General features: G+C 51.5%; 13 protein-coding genes. 2 read left to right on the forward strand and 11 right to left on the reverse strand.

The window, feature by feature from the left end; translation table 11 throughout:
• Positions 1–50: 50 nt before the first annotated feature.
• The 11 genes from KKH67_14075 to KKH67_14125 form a co-directional block, all read right to left on the reverse strand.
• Positions 51–590: a hypothetical protein gene (locus KKH67_14075; GenBank protein MBU1320307.1), complete on the reverse strand. Its 540-nt coding sequence runs from the start codon at positions 588–590 to the stop codon at positions 51–53.
• Positions 591–841: 251 nt separating this feature from the next.
• The gene (locus KKH67_14080) at positions 842–1,015 is read right to left on the reverse strand and encodes a hypothetical protein (GenBank protein ID MBU1320308.1); all 174 of its coding nucleotides are present in this window, start codon (positions 1,013–1,015) and stop codon (positions 842–844) included.
• Positions 1,016–1,151: 136 nt separating this feature from the next.
• Positions 1,152–2,372, reverse strand: a complete 1,221-nt coding sequence (locus tag KKH67_14085; GenBank protein ID MBU1320309.1) for a cytochrome c3 family protein — start codon at positions 2,370–2,372, stop codon at positions 1,152–1,154.
• Complete coding sequence (locus tag KKH67_14090; protein MBU1320310.1) at positions 2,372–4,348, reverse strand: hypothetical protein; 1,977 nt, start codon at positions 4,346–4,348, stop codon at positions 2,372–2,374. Before KKH67_14090 ends, KKH67_14085 begins: the two co-directional genes overlap by 1 nt.
• Entirely contained in the window at positions 4,345–6,000 is a 1,656-nt protein-coding gene (locus KKH67_14095; protein MBU1320311.1) for a peptidyl-prolyl cis-trans isomerase, read from the reverse strand. Before KKH67_14095 ends, KKH67_14090 begins: the two co-directional genes overlap by 4 nt.
• A gap of 1 nt (position 6,001) precedes the next feature.
• The gene (locus KKH67_14100; GenBank protein ID MBU1320312.1) at positions 6,002–7,123 is read right to left on the reverse strand and encodes a hypothetical protein; all 1,122 of its coding nucleotides are present in this window, start codon (positions 7,121–7,123) and stop codon (positions 6,002–6,004) included.
• Between the two features lie 8 nt (positions 7,124–7,131).
• Entirely contained in the window at positions 7,132–7,725 is a 594-nt protein-coding gene (locus KKH67_14105) for a CsgG/HfaB family protein (GenBank protein MBU1320313.1), read from the reverse strand.
• Positions 7,726–9,837, reverse strand: a complete 2,112-nt coding sequence (locus KKH67_14110; protein MBU1320314.1) for a hypothetical protein — start codon at positions 9,835–9,837, stop codon at positions 7,726–7,728.
• Positions 9,838–9,971: 134 nt separating this feature from the next.
• On the reverse strand, positions 9,972–11,024 hold the full coding sequence (locus KKH67_14115; GenBank protein ID MBU1320315.1) for a hypothetical protein: 1,053 nt from the start codon (positions 11,022–11,024) through the stop codon (positions 9,972–9,974).
• An 8-nt stretch (positions 11,025–11,032) separates the two neighbouring features.
• Positions 11,033–12,055, reverse strand: coding sequence for a hypothetical protein (locus KKH67_14120; protein MBU1320316.1), 1,023 nt, complete (start codon positions 12,053–12,055; stop codon positions 11,033–11,035).
• 193 nt (positions 12,056–12,248) lie between these two features.
• Positions 12,249–12,677 (reverse strand): hypothetical protein, encoded by a 429-nt coding sequence (locus KKH67_14125; GenBank protein ID MBU1320317.1) that lies wholly within the window; start codon positions 12,675–12,677, stop codon positions 12,249–12,251.
• Between the two features lie 338 nt (positions 12,678–13,015).
• Between KKH67_14125 and KKH67_14130 the strand changes: the two genes are divergently transcribed.
• Positions 13,016–14,488 (forward strand): hypothetical protein, encoded by a 1,473-nt coding sequence (locus KKH67_14130; GenBank protein ID MBU1320318.1) that lies wholly within the window; start codon positions 13,016–13,018, stop codon positions 14,486–14,488.
• A gap of 345 nt (positions 14,489–14,833) precedes the next feature.
• Positions 14,834–15,190 (forward strand): DNA methyltransferase (locus tag KKH67_14135; GenBank protein ID MBU1320319.1); only part of this gene is annotated, 357 nt, incomplete at its 3' end.

The following is a 15,190-nucleotide window of genomic DNA, read 5'->3' on the forward strand; positions in this document are numbered from 1 at the left end:
AAATAAAGGAAGCTGCATAACTGGAGAACTTGAGGATACTATCAAAACAATCATCCACAACTCTTGACAATATCTCTGGTAGTATTGACATCGACCTGAGCTGCATCCGACTCAATCTGGCTGAAATCGGGATTGCAGGTTGCTTCGAGCGTTACATCCGATGACAGGGCATATTTCCCGCCGACAGATAACCCACCCATTACATCGCTGTAATCGAAACCTGACCGCGGAGCGCTGAAATCCTTCAATTGACCAGATTGATAAGCCACGTATGTCGGAAGAATCTCAAAACCTCTTCCCGGTTGCACTCCGGCTATTCCATCGACAGTCCCCCATTGGCATAGCCAGCACGACTCGTTGCGATCATAGGCAGCCCACGAATATTGGTGAAAACTCGCGCGCGGGCGATTTCGCCAGAAATCGATCTTCCATGACTGCACGGCCTGACTTGGAAAGCGCATGATCGAGAACGGTATCGCCATCTCAACTTGATATCCGGATATCGAAATTCTTGCAGCAGAGTGCCACACAAGGTCGAAAATCTGCTCGTTATGTTTCCCGGTGTCCGAAAAAGCTGATAGCGCAGTCAACCTACGCTGATTCCTCTGGAGCCACTGTGATATCACTGGTCATATACGAATTCCGTGTCTTATGGTTGCGCCAGAATCAGGCAACAATACAAATCTGACTATCACCTACACTCTGTAGTTGAACCTGAATTCTGATGCTTACAGCATCCTTAAAAGATTTCGTTTAGACTGAAGGAATATGTGTGTTGCTGGCCTGCCGTAGCATCATGGCGGACCGAGGATCGATTTATATTGCGATAGGGTTCAGCAGACTATTCGCGGAGAGCGGGCAGAGATCTGACCGAAAGCAGTCTGTGCTCCTGCTTAAGGATCTTCCCTACAACGCTGATGAATTGCCGTTGAGAAAGTGCCTGAAGCGCATAGGGATTCCAGACTGTCTTCGCCCCGCGACGGGGCGCTTTCGTACGGTCTCTCTGGATAGCCATTCTTATGACTCCTTCTATAGATATACGGCTACTTCCATAATATCAGTAGCGTTTATATTTTCTACTGTGTAGACAATTCAAATTAGATGAAAGTGAGTAGCGAGTTAGGTTTGGAATAGCACGGCGCGTCGACAGATCACTTGCGGTGGCACTGAATGCAAAGGTCCCCGTCCGGGTTCAGCGGAAGATACGGTTCGAAATCGGCCCCGTGGAGCTGGTGGCAACTCATGCAGGTCACAGATTCGTTGGTCCGTTTATCTATCACGTCGGGACCTACAGGATGGGACCCGCTGTGAGCATCCTCGTGGCACTGGACGCAAAGATCGGTGCCAACGCTTGACAGATACATCTGGTTGTCGGAACCGTGCGGTGTGTGGCAGTTCGTGCAGTTCATATGGTCATGCGTGTAATAAGAATCTTTGCTCTTGTCAGCGAATTCCTCACCGTTGAAATGACACCTGAAACACAACACCGGCTGCTCGGCCGCCAGAAGCGAACCTGTCGGAGCAGCATGCGGATTGTGACAGTTCAGGCAGGACTTTTCGTCGTCGAGATTATGATGGTACTTCTTGCCGCCTTCTTTATTTAGTGACGTATGACACTTCGTGCAGACTGTCTTGACATCGGCATTCAGCGCATAAGCCGACCCACCAGCACCTGTAGAATGGCAGGCACTACATTTGCCTGCAGCAAATGGGTTGTGCTGATTTGCCATGATCAGACCTTTGAGCGAACTCGAATGCGGGTCGTGGCATGTTGCGCAATTCGACTCAGAAATCTTATAACCCTTATGAGCCGTTGCGAACGCAGCGTTCTGCTGATGACAACTGAAGCAGAGTCCCGGCAGTCCACCACCTTTCAGCAAGCCTTCCGCCTCTGTTCCGTGAGGATCGTGGCAGACCATGCAATTTCCCTTCGCGACCGGTGAATGTACGTTCGACCTCGCCAACCAGGTGATCACACTCTGGTGGCAGCTCTCGCAGAGTGAAACAACACGCTGTTTCAACTGATTCCTGTGATCCGATGCGTGCGGATCATGGCAGGCGAGACAGTCGCCGTCGAGTGCCGGACGATGCACTGTCGCATGACTCATGTCGTCTTTGACATCTGCATGACAGGACAGGCAGAGATCGCCGGGCTCATCGGCCAGCAGCGCGGCATGGCTTGAGGCATGCGGGTTGTGACAATCGGAACACTTGCCTGCACTCAAAGCGGTGTGAACACTCTTGCTGGAGTTGAGACTCTCGATGTCGGAATGACACGTATAACAAATCGCGGGCTCGTCAACTTCGATGGTTGCAAAGCCTGTGCATACCAGGCATGCCAGCAAAACAAATGTAAGAGTGAACAGCCGCATCAGTTCTCCCCCTCAACATCAGAGTCAGGGTGACAGGTATTGCAGGCCAGGCTCATGAATGGATCATGGGTATTCTTATGCATCAGAGCAGGAGTATCAGATACGTGCGGATCGTGGCATTTTCTGCAGTCAATCTGGCTGCCGCTTAGACTGAGGTGTTTGGACCTGAAACTATCATCATCCCCATCGTGACAATTAAGGCAGAGAGGTGGAACATCCTCAGCGAGCAATGTCTTGAACTGGCTCTCATGTGCAACATGGCACCCGAGGCAATCGCCATCTTCCGCAGGCACATGAACCGTGCCGTTCGCTATGCGCTCTTTCAAGTCAGTGTGACATGAGTAGCAGAGAGTCCCCGACTGATCGAGAAGAAGGTGTTCTATTTTGGACATATGCGGCTGGTGGCATCCGGTGCAGTCGCCATCAGTTACAGGCTGATGCTTGCTGACGGTCATCGCCGGATCACCACTGGATATATCATGACACTCGCGGCAGATGCGATCGAGTTTGTCGCCAAGCAACCCGGTGTGATCTGATGCATGCGGTTGATGACAGGTTTCGCATTCTTTTTCCTCGAATGGGGGATGGGCGACATGGTCGGCGAGGTTCTCCATCATTGAAGAGTGACAGTTGAGGCAGAGTTCGGCGCGGTCAGTCACGAGCAAGTTTCGATTGACCGAAGCGTGCGGTTCGTGACATTCGTTGCACTTGCCGGTCTTCAGTGGCGTGTGCACCGCCTTCTGTGACATCCATCCATTGACCTGATCGTGGCATTCTCCGCACAGATCTATTCGCTCAGCTTTCGTCAAGCTACCGTTTGCCGATCCGTGTGGCACATGACAATCGAGGCACTCTCCATCCGCGAATGGATAATGCAAAGTTTCAAGCGCGAGGGCATCATTGAGATCGGTATGACAGCCGAGGCATAGATCGTTTACACTTCCAGCAATCAGCTTCTTGGTCATCTCGCCATGAGCGCTGTGGCATTTCGTACAATCCTCACGCGCAGGTTGATGACTCGATGCCATCACCAGCTCGTCTGGAATATCGCTGTGGCACTCGACGCAGAGCCGTCCCGGTGTATCGTTGAGCAAAACAGCGTGGCGAGAACCATGCGGATTGTGGCAGTCGAGGCACGCTCCATCTGCTACCGGCGCGTGAGTACCTGCACTCTCAGGGATGTCATGGCACATTGTACAGAGTTCGCCGCCTTCGATCTGAACGCCGAACGGATTTTCCGCGTCGGGCGCGTTGTGGCATGTTTCGCATTCACCTCCCGCTACCGGCTCATGAATCGAAGCTGTCAGCAGTTTGGGTCTATCTGATGTGTGCGGTGTGTGGCAGATTGAACATGATGATTCGCGGACCGGATAATCGGCATGGGCATCGGCAAGTTCACTCGACCCGAGATCGTGGCAGCCGCCACAAAGTTCAATACCCTCACTCTTGAGCAATGACGGATAATCCCCGGCGTGAACTTCATGGCATGAGAAGCAGCCATCTTCCATAGGTTGATGTACATGCTGGCGCTCATACTCTTGCCTGTCGTGGCAGTCATAGCATATCTCGGGAGATGCTTTCGTCAGCAGTCCCTTTTCATCCGTCGCATGCGGATTGTGACAGAGAGAGCAATCACCTTCAGCGGCAGGGCTGTGAACAAAGGGCTTCTCCAGTTCCTTAGCCATCTTGTCGTGACAATCGAAGCAAAGTTCGGCACCGTCCTTCTTGAGACGCAGCATGCCCACGAGTCCGTGTGCCTTGTGGCAGGAAAGACAGTCTTCTTCCTTGAAAGGCTCATGCTTGACCTTGCCTTCGAAGTCGCTTTCCTTGTGACATTCGAGGCAGTCACCCTTCGTCGCGAATCTCCGCCCGCTCTTGACTTGCGCAGAGCTATCGACAGCAGTAAACAGGAACAATGCTGCAAGGAACGTGCATACTGCGGCCGTCGCGAGGAACGGTGTGGATCTTCTAATCATGACTTGAAATATGCCTCGATTGCGTCATCATTGTACTCAATTACGGAGTTTGCCTTCAGCAGGTCAAGGGTATTGTCGAGAATCTCGTCAAACTCTCGCTGGAACATCACTTCGCGGATCTCCATCTCGACTTCATCAAGAGTTCTCATTCGCCCCGGCTGTATCTCCTTAACATAGAATACAACCCAGCCCTCTTCAACCTGGAAGGCAGGGCTCGAATCGCCGGTCTTCAGTTTTGCCATCTCCCCTCTAATCGGTTCAGGAAAAGCGGAGAGTTTGATCTGCAGTGACTTCCTGTCGACGCTGTCCGGGTCGGTGTCATATTGTTTGGCGAGGTATGCGAAATCTGCACCTGAACGGAGCCGCTCCACCACCAGATTCGAAGTCTCTTCATCAGAGAGGAGTATTTTGTCGAGCCGGTACTCCTGCGGCTCCCGGAAATCATCAATTCTCTCATTATAATAAGCTGAGAATTCTGACTTATTGAATCTGATCTTATCAACTACAGCCTCTTTAAGGTAAAGCTCGATGAGCGCGCTATCACGACTCTGTGTGTACTTCTCGATCACTTTCGGATTATCGATGTAGCCGCTCTCCACCACAGCTTTGCTGAGAGCCAGCTCTGCAACAGAGGATTCGATTGCGCTGTTGAGCACCGGCTGCAGCGAGAGTCCGCCCGAGGACATAGCCGTATGCGAAATCTTCCTGCGCAGTTCAGATTCGGTGATGACATAATCGTCGTCGAGTGTGAGAACCGGCCGGTCCTCGCCTTCAAGGAACTCTGCAGTATAAAGTTCCCCGGCGCTGCCGGAGATATTCGCAATGGCAGCGGTATCGACCGTCACCGGGAACCGATCGCGCAATTTCGTGATGAAGTCGGACCACACTGAATCCTTGCGCTGAGCCATAAGTACTGATTTGATTTTATTGCGAAGACCTGCCAGGTTGTTCGTGTCGGCTGGCTCGCCTTTCTCGAGTCGGATGATGCTGTAGACATCGCGATACGATATCGGCGCGGAAAGCTCTCCAACGTCAAGCTGCAGCGCCTGCTCGCGATAGACATTCTCAATGTCCGCAAGATATTTCAGATTGTGCAATCCGCCTTTGTATCGATACATGTCTGCGGAGACCTGATTGGCCATCGAGTCCATATCGGCTCCCGACTCTATGGATTCAGCAAGCCGACGCGCATCCTCGAAACCTGGCACCGACAAGGAGCGAATCTGCATCCTGGAATAGTTCACCAGAAAATACTCGAGGACAGCTTCTTCGCTGATCTCACGATCGAATATAACCGAATCGGCGACGTACTGCTTGATTGCATTCCTCATGCGAGATTCGGCCAGTGTCTCCTGCAGCCATTCTTCCTGGTCGAGTCCCAGCGAGAATGCTTCCTGCACCAGGAGCTTATCGTTGATTAGCTTGTCGAGAAGTCCGCGATAGTGGAAAGTCTCCTTCTTCCCCTCGCGAAGAGTAGAATGAACGCGCATCAACTCTCTGTCGAGTTCGGAAGAGTTAATTGTTTCCCCATTGACGGTTGCCAGAACTCGTTCGTTTTGCTCCGATTCCTGAGATGCAGCCGATGACCTCAGAATCAACGTCGCCGCGAGCGACAGAGTCAGACAGACAGCAAATTTCATGAAGCTACGCATTCTATCTGTTTCCTTGTTTGTTGTCACTTCCACCACCGGCGAACCATTCTTTTCTGTGCGATTCCAGTTTATCCAGAAGCGAGTGCGCCATGTTACCGGCCAGTCTGCCGATTGAATGGCATTCACCCATCCCAAGTACGATTTCAGAATCGGTTCCATTGCGGGCAATCTCGCATGAACCAACTATTCTGCCTGTGCGAGTCTCTATCAGCCTGCCGCTGATTTCTATCCCGGGACTTGAACCGGTTACGTCGGCTAATCCTCGCTTGAATCGATCCACAGTGCCGGTTACGACAAAATCGACTCCCAGGCTGTCATGCAAAAGCCGTAGTGATTTTATATCCACAGCACCTCGAGGCTGTTCTCCGATCATTCGAAACATCTCGTTCACCTCGCCCGGCTCTTCGACGTTCAATCCACGACCGACCATTTCGGAGAGCAGCACGGATGTTATGATCGATCCGGCTTGCCGATTGTCGGAGAGGTTGTCGAATGGGACCAGAGCATACTTGTCAGCGTCGGCATCGATTGGAACAGCCGCGCGATCTCTAATGACATAGTTGTTGAGGCTCTTGAATACTCTCTCCACGAGCTTCTCCGCAAGTGTTTCAGCCGATGTGATCCGCCCAATGCCGAACAACCCGGCAAAGTCATTTCCTGTAGCTGCTTCCGAGATTGCCCAAACGATCCGTCCGGCTTCAATATCAAGAAGCCGCACAGAGATGCCGGCCTCAGGAACTTCACCATCAAAATAAATGTCGCACGAACCGAGCATGAGGAATTCGGCTCCGAGATCATCAGCAAGCACAGAAGCTCCATCGACTGTGATCTCACCGGCGCTCCTGATGCGATGATGGCGCAGAGCCTGCCGCAAACTGTCGAATTCTATCGAGGCGAGAGTCCCTCGGTCAAACTGATCCTCAATGAGAGAATCGATCAGAGCCACAGCCGCCACATTATCGCAGTAGTCGACCAACGGCAGAACCGCTATGACTGGGTACGTATCGGTCAGTGAAGCATTTTTGAAATCGGAATCTCCGGCACATGCTGATGATGCAGCCGCTATGCTGAGAACGGCGCAGAGAGTCATCAGTTGTATTAGTATGTGTTTTCCGGCTTTCATTGGACTTATCAGTCGATTAGAGAATTCAGAACAGCTTTCACGCAGCTACTGGTAACTTCGCTCAGCGACTTGCCACCGGTTCCAAAGAGAGATGACCAGAATCCCTTGCCGCTGCTTGTTTTGGTCGTAGACCATACTGTCGCCCCCGTTTCGGTTTCAACCATTCGTACAACGAGAGTGACCGTGTTGGAGGTTGCTCCACCGCTCCTGATGCTTGCAGATTCATTTACTGTGCCAAGTATGATGCCCTGGGCCCCCAGTTCCTTGCCGACACTGATGATCTGCTCCTGCGTGAGCTCCGAAGTACGGACCAAAGATTTCTCCATCAAGATTCTGCTTACCTCTCCCGGTTCCACAACATCGAACACCTGTTTTGCAAGCAGCTCGGTGACAAAGATCCTGCTGACTCGTGCCCCGGCTCCCTTGTCGTTCGAGAGATTATCAAACGGGACCACCGCTACTCTTTCGAGATACTGGAAACTGTACTCGGGATGAACGAACGTGGTCGAATTCGATCCGGCGCAATTGAGTCCTAACAATATAGTGAGAACCAGCGATGCGGGAACAATCAGTCTTGATTTCTTATTCGAAGAACGGTTCACTTAAAATCCAGTTTTCAAGCCAGCCTGAATCGACGTAGTCTCAGGCAAATCGCTGAGTCCGGAACTATTCTGTGAGAGACTCAGGAACAGTGTACTCCTCTTACTGATAAGGTAACTCATCCGCAAATTGTTCCTCTCACTGAGCACACCGGAGTTCCCATCCGCGAACGTAGCAAGCGCACCAAAAGTCAGCTTGCGGGTAACACTCCAGCTAAAGTTATACTCTTGAAACACATAACGCAAGCCATTGTCATCATTTACAGATACAGACCCACGCATAAGGATGGAACTGGTCGCTCTGAAGTCGAAATTGCCCCCGTACATCCGCCTGAGTCTAGCTCCTCCCAGGTTCAGATCATCGGTGGTCTGTCGCAGATAGGAGAATCCGACATCGAGAGATCTGCGGAGATTGGCATCGATAGAGGCCCTGTAAGTCCAGGTGTCGAACATGTTGAATGTGTCGAATCGATTATCGCGTGTATAGCTGGCGCTCGATGTCATCTTCAGCGTAGGGAGAACGGACCCTGAAACCTGAAACAGCAGATTGTTTGTCTCCAGTGTTCTAACATGATCGATGTAGCCCGTCCTGCTGGCTCCTGATATCGTGAATTGCAGCGTCTGAAGCGGAGTCAGGAGAAGGACGTATGTTAGATTGTCATTTCGGTTTGTCGTGCCGGTTGTGACGAATTCTTCGGAACCGGATGTAAATCCTACAATCTGTCTGATAGCAGCCGTTGGCGTATGCTTCGTGGAAAAGGCATAGTATATACGATCCTGCCTTTCCCTGAGATCGCCACGGGATTCCTTCCTGTAGGAGATATCGAACGACGATTGGAGTGAGTTTGAGAATCTGAATCTTGTGTTGAGATCGACGAGATGATATGCCTGCGTTCTGGTTCCCTTATCCTGATCGGTTGATGTCAAAAGGGCTTCGATCTCGGTTACAAATACTGTCTGCACGTCATTTATGCCCGAATTGACTGCCTTTATATAGCGCGTCGATAATGGTGTAAATATAATCTCGTATCTATTGAAGCTTGTGTTGTATGCAACCGAAGTGGCCGTACCTGTGGGCTCCCATGTCAGATTGTCAGTCGATACGAAGACTCTCCAGTTAAGAAGCGAGCTCGAAGGACGATCCGTATAAACATAAATTGCGCTGACATCACGTTCGAAATCAAATGCAATTCCCAGATTATGATCCGGGCGGGCATCACCCAGGTCTATCGTGGGAAATGCCGGGGTCTCTGTGTTGCCATCACCGAGGGAGCTGAGCGTATCGAGCTCGCCGACATCGGGACTAGGATCATGAGCATATAACGCGGTCGATATCGGAATCAGCGTAAGGCTCTTTCCGTCCACCGCCAGCTCTGTTGTCTGAGAATAATGATTGAATGTATATCCGGTGCCGATGCTCACTCTCTCCCCAAAGAAGTCAGTAGACTGTTGCCAGCGTGCCAGATGCCTCACTTCGTCAATCACCAGATCAGAAAAGCGATTGTCATTGTTTCGAAGGGTCAGTCCATAGTAGAGGTGGTTATTGCGAAAATTATAGTCGAGACTGGACCGAAGAAGGCGCTCTCGGGTATCCCTGCCGCTGATTTCAGTATCATTATATGTCCTGCTCAGATCATAACGAACGCTCAGAATCGGATATGTTATCATTCGCGTCGCAAACATAAGGCCGATATTATCGCGATAGAGATCGACAGTCCCGCCGCTGGTAGACGATTTCTGTCTGCGAGCATTTCCGCTGATCAGATAATTCGGGTGCTTCCATATCAATTCACCCGCCGGCTGATATTCTGTCCGCCATGAGTTCTGACCGAGTGACTGGTCGACATCGAGATCGTAATACCGCATCGATGCGCGCAATTCAAGATGCGAGAGCATCTTCTTCGACCAATGGAAGGAATATTGCTGATTAAGAGACTTAGTTGATATGTCGTCGGTGTTTGATGATACACCGGTGATGCTCAAATTACCCCGGAGGTTATCGGAAAACAGAGCGGCGTCTGCTCGGAAGCACACAACGAACATCAGTGCCGCAATTACCAATGCGGTCAGTTCGATGAGTCTCGCCTTCGGTGTTCCTGAAGCTCTGTTAGTCATGGTTTTTGTTGTCTCTCTTCTCTCACCTTCGTCACAGGACGCCCAAGTCTCGTTGAACCTGGGCGCCCTGCAATCTCACACTTCCCAATCAGATTCTGTCCATACCGATGGACATGTAGTGGTTGTGCATCATGCTACAGAATTTCGTCATTCACGTCCTTAGCATGGCATTTGTTGCACAGCGACCGCTGATTCGGGCTGGAGTACGGATCCGGAATGGCGTACGATCCTGACTCCAGACCATCCTCTTCGAGCAGCGTGACATTGAAGTCCCAGCGACCGGCGTTCGGAGCCGACGTTGCGTGCGCGCGGTGGCATGTCAGGCACATGACCTCGCTGCTGGCCGACGGGCCTGCGGTGCTGGTAGTTGTCATTGCGGCATCTTCAAACGGCACTGCTGCAAGGTAAGACGTCGCCGGAGTTCCGCCGCCGATGTCTTCGGTACCATTGTACACGCCGTATCTGGTCGAAATGGTTCCGCCAAGAGCTTCACCACTTGGATGTTCAAGAAGGCCGGCGCCATCATGGAAATCGCCGTGGCAGTTTCCACACCATGCACTCATGCCGCCCTGATAGGCGGTATGGTTAGCATTCGACTCGGGAGCGGCAGAGCCGGAGAGGCTGATACCGGTTGCGGTCGGTGCAGCATTGTTAAATGTGAACAGACCATCCTGAATAGTGCCAATACCGTACAGCAGACGGAAATTTGTGTTTCCGTGCGGGTCGTGGCAGCTTGAGCAGCCGAGAGACGACGACGGAAATGCGCCACCCGGTGATGACAATAGTGTACCGTCAGCACCGACTAACTTTGACGGAGCATTGATATTGTGACCAGCAGCATCGCCACTGATCGGACTGGTACCGCCGCCGTGACCGTCATTCAAGTTATCTTCCAGCAGGAATACGAAGTTCCCACCACCCCTTGTGTCTGGAGGGGCAAGAGGGTCAGCGGCAAAAACGCCACGTCCTCCGGTGGCATGGCAGGAAAGACAGACATCACTTGGAGTCTCGTCTTTAAGAAGCCATGCGTTGCCACTTGGGCTATCCGGATCAACAAGCGCGCCATCTTCGCTGTTGTGCATGGTGTGGCAGCCATTGCAGTGGGCAACACCAGCGTCGTGGAAGGCGAATGCGCTGCCGCTGAGACTCAGGCAGAGTCCGGCGACAAGTAAGAGAAAGTTACGCATGTTTAACCTCACTGAGATTTTTCGATTGTGCCCTCGGAAGCCTCGTTTTGTTCGACAGCATCCGCAGAGCGGTGATTAGTTTCAGATGTTGATTGGGAATTCGCTAGCGACCACCTCCTATCTGCTTGGGTTGTGCTTATTGTTTCACTCTTCTGAATATCTTCCTGTGTAATCTGCTCAATATGCAATTGGTTATTGCGATCAACTATGAAGTCGGGCAGACTGCAAACCTGTACTCTGCTTCCAAAAACCTGGCCAATATAAACTTGATGATGATTGTCGACTGCGATCCATTCAGGGTGATAGAACCAGCCATCGTGGGTGCCTTTGCCACCGAATTCACCGAGGAATTTTCCCTCGCGACTGTAGCAGACGACGTTGTGGCGGTGCTTATCGAGTATGTGAATGATATGATCGTCGGAGACCGCTACGGAAATCGGGAAATTCAGCTCGCCGATTGTCGAGCCTTTGTAGCCGACTGCACGAATCCAATTGCCTTTTGTGTCGTAAAGATGGGTGCTACCGAGCGTCGCAATCGGCACGTAGATCGTGCCTTGATGGATCGCGAGCGAGCCAAACACTGTCTCATGTCTCAGCTTCTCATCGAGCTCGGAGACCAGTGGAAAAGAGAATTCGAAGATTCCATTCATCGAATAGCACAGCACCTGCAAACGAGACTCATCGAGAAGATATAGCCGATCATCAGCATCTATCGCTATTGTCGTGATCGAGACGGAGGGATACTCCAGATCGGCGCTGAAGTCGCGTATGTACCTGCCGTCAAAATCGAAAACCTTAACTCGCTTCCCTTCCCTCGTTGATCCCAGAACGAAAATGAAACCCTCGGAACTGATAGCAAGATCAGTGGGGGCTCCAAAATACTCGCTGACAGAAAACTCGAATTTGAAGAGGCCATGATTGTCGAGAATGACAATCCGGCTGTGTCCGGGGTCGGCGACATAGACCTCATCAGTGCGGCTATCCACGAGTACACGTGCGGGGCGAAGAAAATGATCCTTACTCCCCGGCATCGCAAGCTCATATTCATATTGGGCAGGAACAGCCAGACTGGGCGGAGTTTCCGCACTAACTGGTACGGCTGTGAGAGAAATGAAAGCAAGCGCCGCAACTCGTGTAACAGCCCGGCTCAAAAGGCCTCGATGCGATTCTGGATGAAAGTGAAAGTTCATGTTATAGAGTCTCGTTTCTGCTCAGACGCCCGGATTAGTTGTCATGCTTGTGAGTCGAGTCGTTGACCGACATCGTGCCGGTCGAATAAGGGCATTCCCTAAGTGTGTTGTCGATTATGCTCTGGAACTGCGCCTGACTGAACGGCAACCGAACAACTGCCTGTGATAGTTTGGTATAGTGCACAAGCATCTGGTTGTAGGGGTCTGTGTCTCCGGTGGTTACGACTACCGGGAGCCCGGGCCAACGGTGGTTCACATCGAGGATGACCGACAGGCTGTAGCTGTCAGTCAATCCGGCTGAGAGAACCAGCAGGTTCACGTCATTATTGGCGAGAAAATCGAGCAGCGAATCGCTGGAATTGAAGAGCCTGACCGAGTAGCCATTGCTTAGAGCACCAGAAATGGCATCCAGGTATTGCGTGTTGTTATCGACTACTGCTATCTGCTTCGCTGTCTGGCTCATATTGCATATCCCAACATGCCCCCTGTTGAGCAAAGGGAATGCCAATAAGAGAAATCTTGTATTATATTGTAAGTGGCTTTGTGTTAACGGATTACAGAGACACAAAATCGGGGATTTCGGATGAATCCCCGGCATTTATTGTAAACGGGAATTTGTCCTGATTCTTTCTCACTTTTGAGAAAAAGCGAATCTCAGCCAGCAGACCGTTCTTGGTTTTCATACAGTTGTTGACTGCCAATCTTGCTTCCACTATCTAACATCTGAGATGTCAGTCGCAACTCGGAGATTCACTGGCTTCTACCATGCGCAAAGCCACTTCCCTGGAGAGATCCGCAGGCATGAATAAGCGTAGGATTAGATGGTTAGTGGCGCTGCCAGTAAGTCTTATTGCACTCTATCTCCTGCTGCTGATTCCGGGCGGCACTCCTCCGATGCCGGACACCGGCGAGAAAGAACCCTTCGTCTGGAATCAGGACGAATACTGGTCATCACTCGAAGATCGTTTCAAGGAGCTGCGCTCTCACGATTGCGCCGCTCTCGGCCTGCCTATCTCGTCGAGATTTGCCGATGTCGATAGCCTCATCGCGCATGTTCGCAATGATACACTCGCTCCGGACTCCCCCCTGTTCAGCCAGATTGAAGATGAGTTCTTCAATCTTGCAGTTCTGCTCGCAGCCTGTCCAGATCGACTGGCTGACTATATCACGACATTCAGCAATCTGAGGACATCTCTCAAGAGCCAATCGATTCGGTGGCACATGAGTTCGCGCCCTGCGCGTGATTGCCTCTATCGGCTCCTCTATGGGGGTCGAACAGCAGTCGAGGAAGTGATGCTCCAGTCTCAGAAGAACTCTGTTCCAGCGCTGGTTCTCGAAAATGCGGAGCCATCTGTGAATCCGGCGGCGGAAATCTATGGAGTCTCGATTCACAGTGGCGACATTCTGGTCTCCCGTGGTGGCGCGCCGACATCGGCACTGATCGCCCGCGGAAACGATTATCCCGGCAACTTCTCTCATGTCGCTCTGGTTCATATCGACGACAGCACAAAAGCGGTTTCGATTATCGAGGCGCACATTGAAAAAGGCGTCGCAGTGGCAACTGTCGATGACTACCTTCAGGACACAAAACTGCGGATAATGGTCCTGCGCCTTCGAGCCAATCTGCCCGCTCTTCAGGCCAATCCCATGCTTCCTCACAAGGCGGCCGAGTTCGCACTCCGTAAGGCGAGAACCGTGCATACGCCGTATGATTTTGAGATGGATTTCGAAGATCACTCAGAGCTCTTCTGCTCCGAAGTTGTGTCTGAAGCTTACGAAGAGGCGGGTATTACTCTCTGGATGGGACTCTCGCACATTTCGAGCATCGGTGTCAAGTCATGGCTGTCTGCGTTCGGAGTGCAGAACTTTGTAACCCAGGAGCCTTCAGATCTGGAATATGATCCGCAACTCACCGTAGTGGCCGAATGGCGTGATTTCGAGACGCTCTACAAGGATCGGATCGATAATGCTGTCGTCGATATCATGCTCGAAGGGGCCGACAACGGCGATCCGCTCGACTATGATCTCTACATGCTTCCGCTGGCTAGAGTCCTCAAGGCGTACAGCTTCATACTGAATCAGTTCGACCGCGTCGGTCCCGTGCCCGAAGGCATGAGCGCGACCGCAGCCCTGCGGAACAAGTGGTTCTCAGAAAGACACGCAGCTACCAGAGACAGACTGATTGCTTTAGCGAGTCAGAGCAAAGAGAACAAAGGCTATTCTCCCCCCTATTGGGAACTTGTCAAGCTGGCACGCGTAGCCTATTCCGATTAACTGTCACTGGTCCGCTTTATTTCTTGTTGGGCAGGTCTCTCAGAGACCTGATGGAGTTATGAGAATACCATTCGCGAGGGCGCAGAACCGTCATGCTGCGAGTGAATCCCAACTCGTATTACAAATATGTCCTGATTTTCTCTCTCTTCTGCGATAATCGATCACGGGCTGGAGCGGAGCCATGCGGCAGCTTTTTTATTGCACCCAGAGCGCAATGTGGATAATTTGTTCTCTTGTGGAGCCAAATGAGTATTCGGAAAGGCATCAAGAATGCGACAGGTCAAATGAAGAAAGGGCTTCGATGAGATCAGTGACACTGAGTAGTATGTCACAAGAGGGAGAGCAATGCACCCTGTAGAATCCTATCTATCTGAAATTAAGGAGATTCGTCAGACAGGCGGCGGCACGAACGAGGAGTCGTACTACGGCCCCCTAGAGAATTTGCTCAACGACATCGGCAGGAAACTTAAGCCGAAAGTCCGATGTGTTTCGCAGCTAACAAACGTCGGCGCAGGCGAACCTGATTTCGGTCTCTACACGTCTGATCAATTTCAGCGATCCAAAGATGATCTACCTGTCAAAGGACTGCCGCCGGAGCGGGGAGTAATTGAAGTTAAAGGATGGAGTGATGATTCATTCACAACGGCCACGACAGAACAGGTATCAAAGTACTGGAAGAAATACGGCAATGTACTCGTTACA

Source organism: Candidatus Zixiibacteriota bacterium (assembly GCA_018820315.1).
Taxonomy (GTDB): Bacteria; Zixibacteria; MSB-5A5; order JAABVY01; family JAHJOQ01; genus JAHJOQ01.

Bases quoted from the DNA above. Each gene is read 5' to 3' on its own strand.
- KKH67_14080 (MBU1320308.1), bottom strand. From the start codon at position 1,015: ATGGCTATCCAGAGAGACCGTACGAAAGCGCCCCGTCGCGGGGCGAAG.
- KKH67_14085 (MBU1320309.1), bottom strand. From the start codon at position 2,372: ATGCGGCTGTTCACTCTTACATTTGTTTTGCTGGCATGCCTGGTATGC.
- KKH67_14090 (MBU1320310.1), bottom strand. From the start codon at position 4,348: ATGATTAGAAGATCCACACCGTTCCTCGCGACGGCCGCAGTATGCACG.
- KKH67_14095 (MBU1320311.1), bottom strand. From the start codon at position 6,000: ATGCGTAGCTTCATGAAATTTGCTGTCTGTCTGACTCTGTCGCTCGCG.
- KKH67_14100 (MBU1320312.1), bottom strand. From the start codon at position 7,123: ATGAAAGCCGGAAAACACATACTAATACAACTGATGACTCTCTGCGCC.
- KKH67_14110 (MBU1320314.1), bottom strand. From the start codon at position 9,837: ATGACTAACAGAGCTTCAGGAACACCGAAGGCGAGACTCATCGAACTG.
- KKH67_14115 (MBU1320315.1), bottom strand. From the start codon at position 11,024: ATGCGTAACTTTCTCTTACTTGTCGCCGGACTCTGCCTGAGTCTCAGC.
- KKH67_14120 (MBU1320316.1), bottom strand. From the start codon at position 12,055: ATGCCGGGGAGTAAGGATCATTTTCTTCGCCCCGCACGTGTACTCGTG.
- KKH67_14125 (MBU1320317.1), bottom strand. From the start codon at position 12,677: ATGAGCCAGACAGCGAAGCAGATAGCAGTAGTCGATAACAACACGCAA.
- KKH67_14130 (MBU1320318.1), top strand. From the start codon at position 13,016: ATGAATAAGCGTAGGATTAGATGGTTAGTGGCGCTGCCAGTAAGTCTT.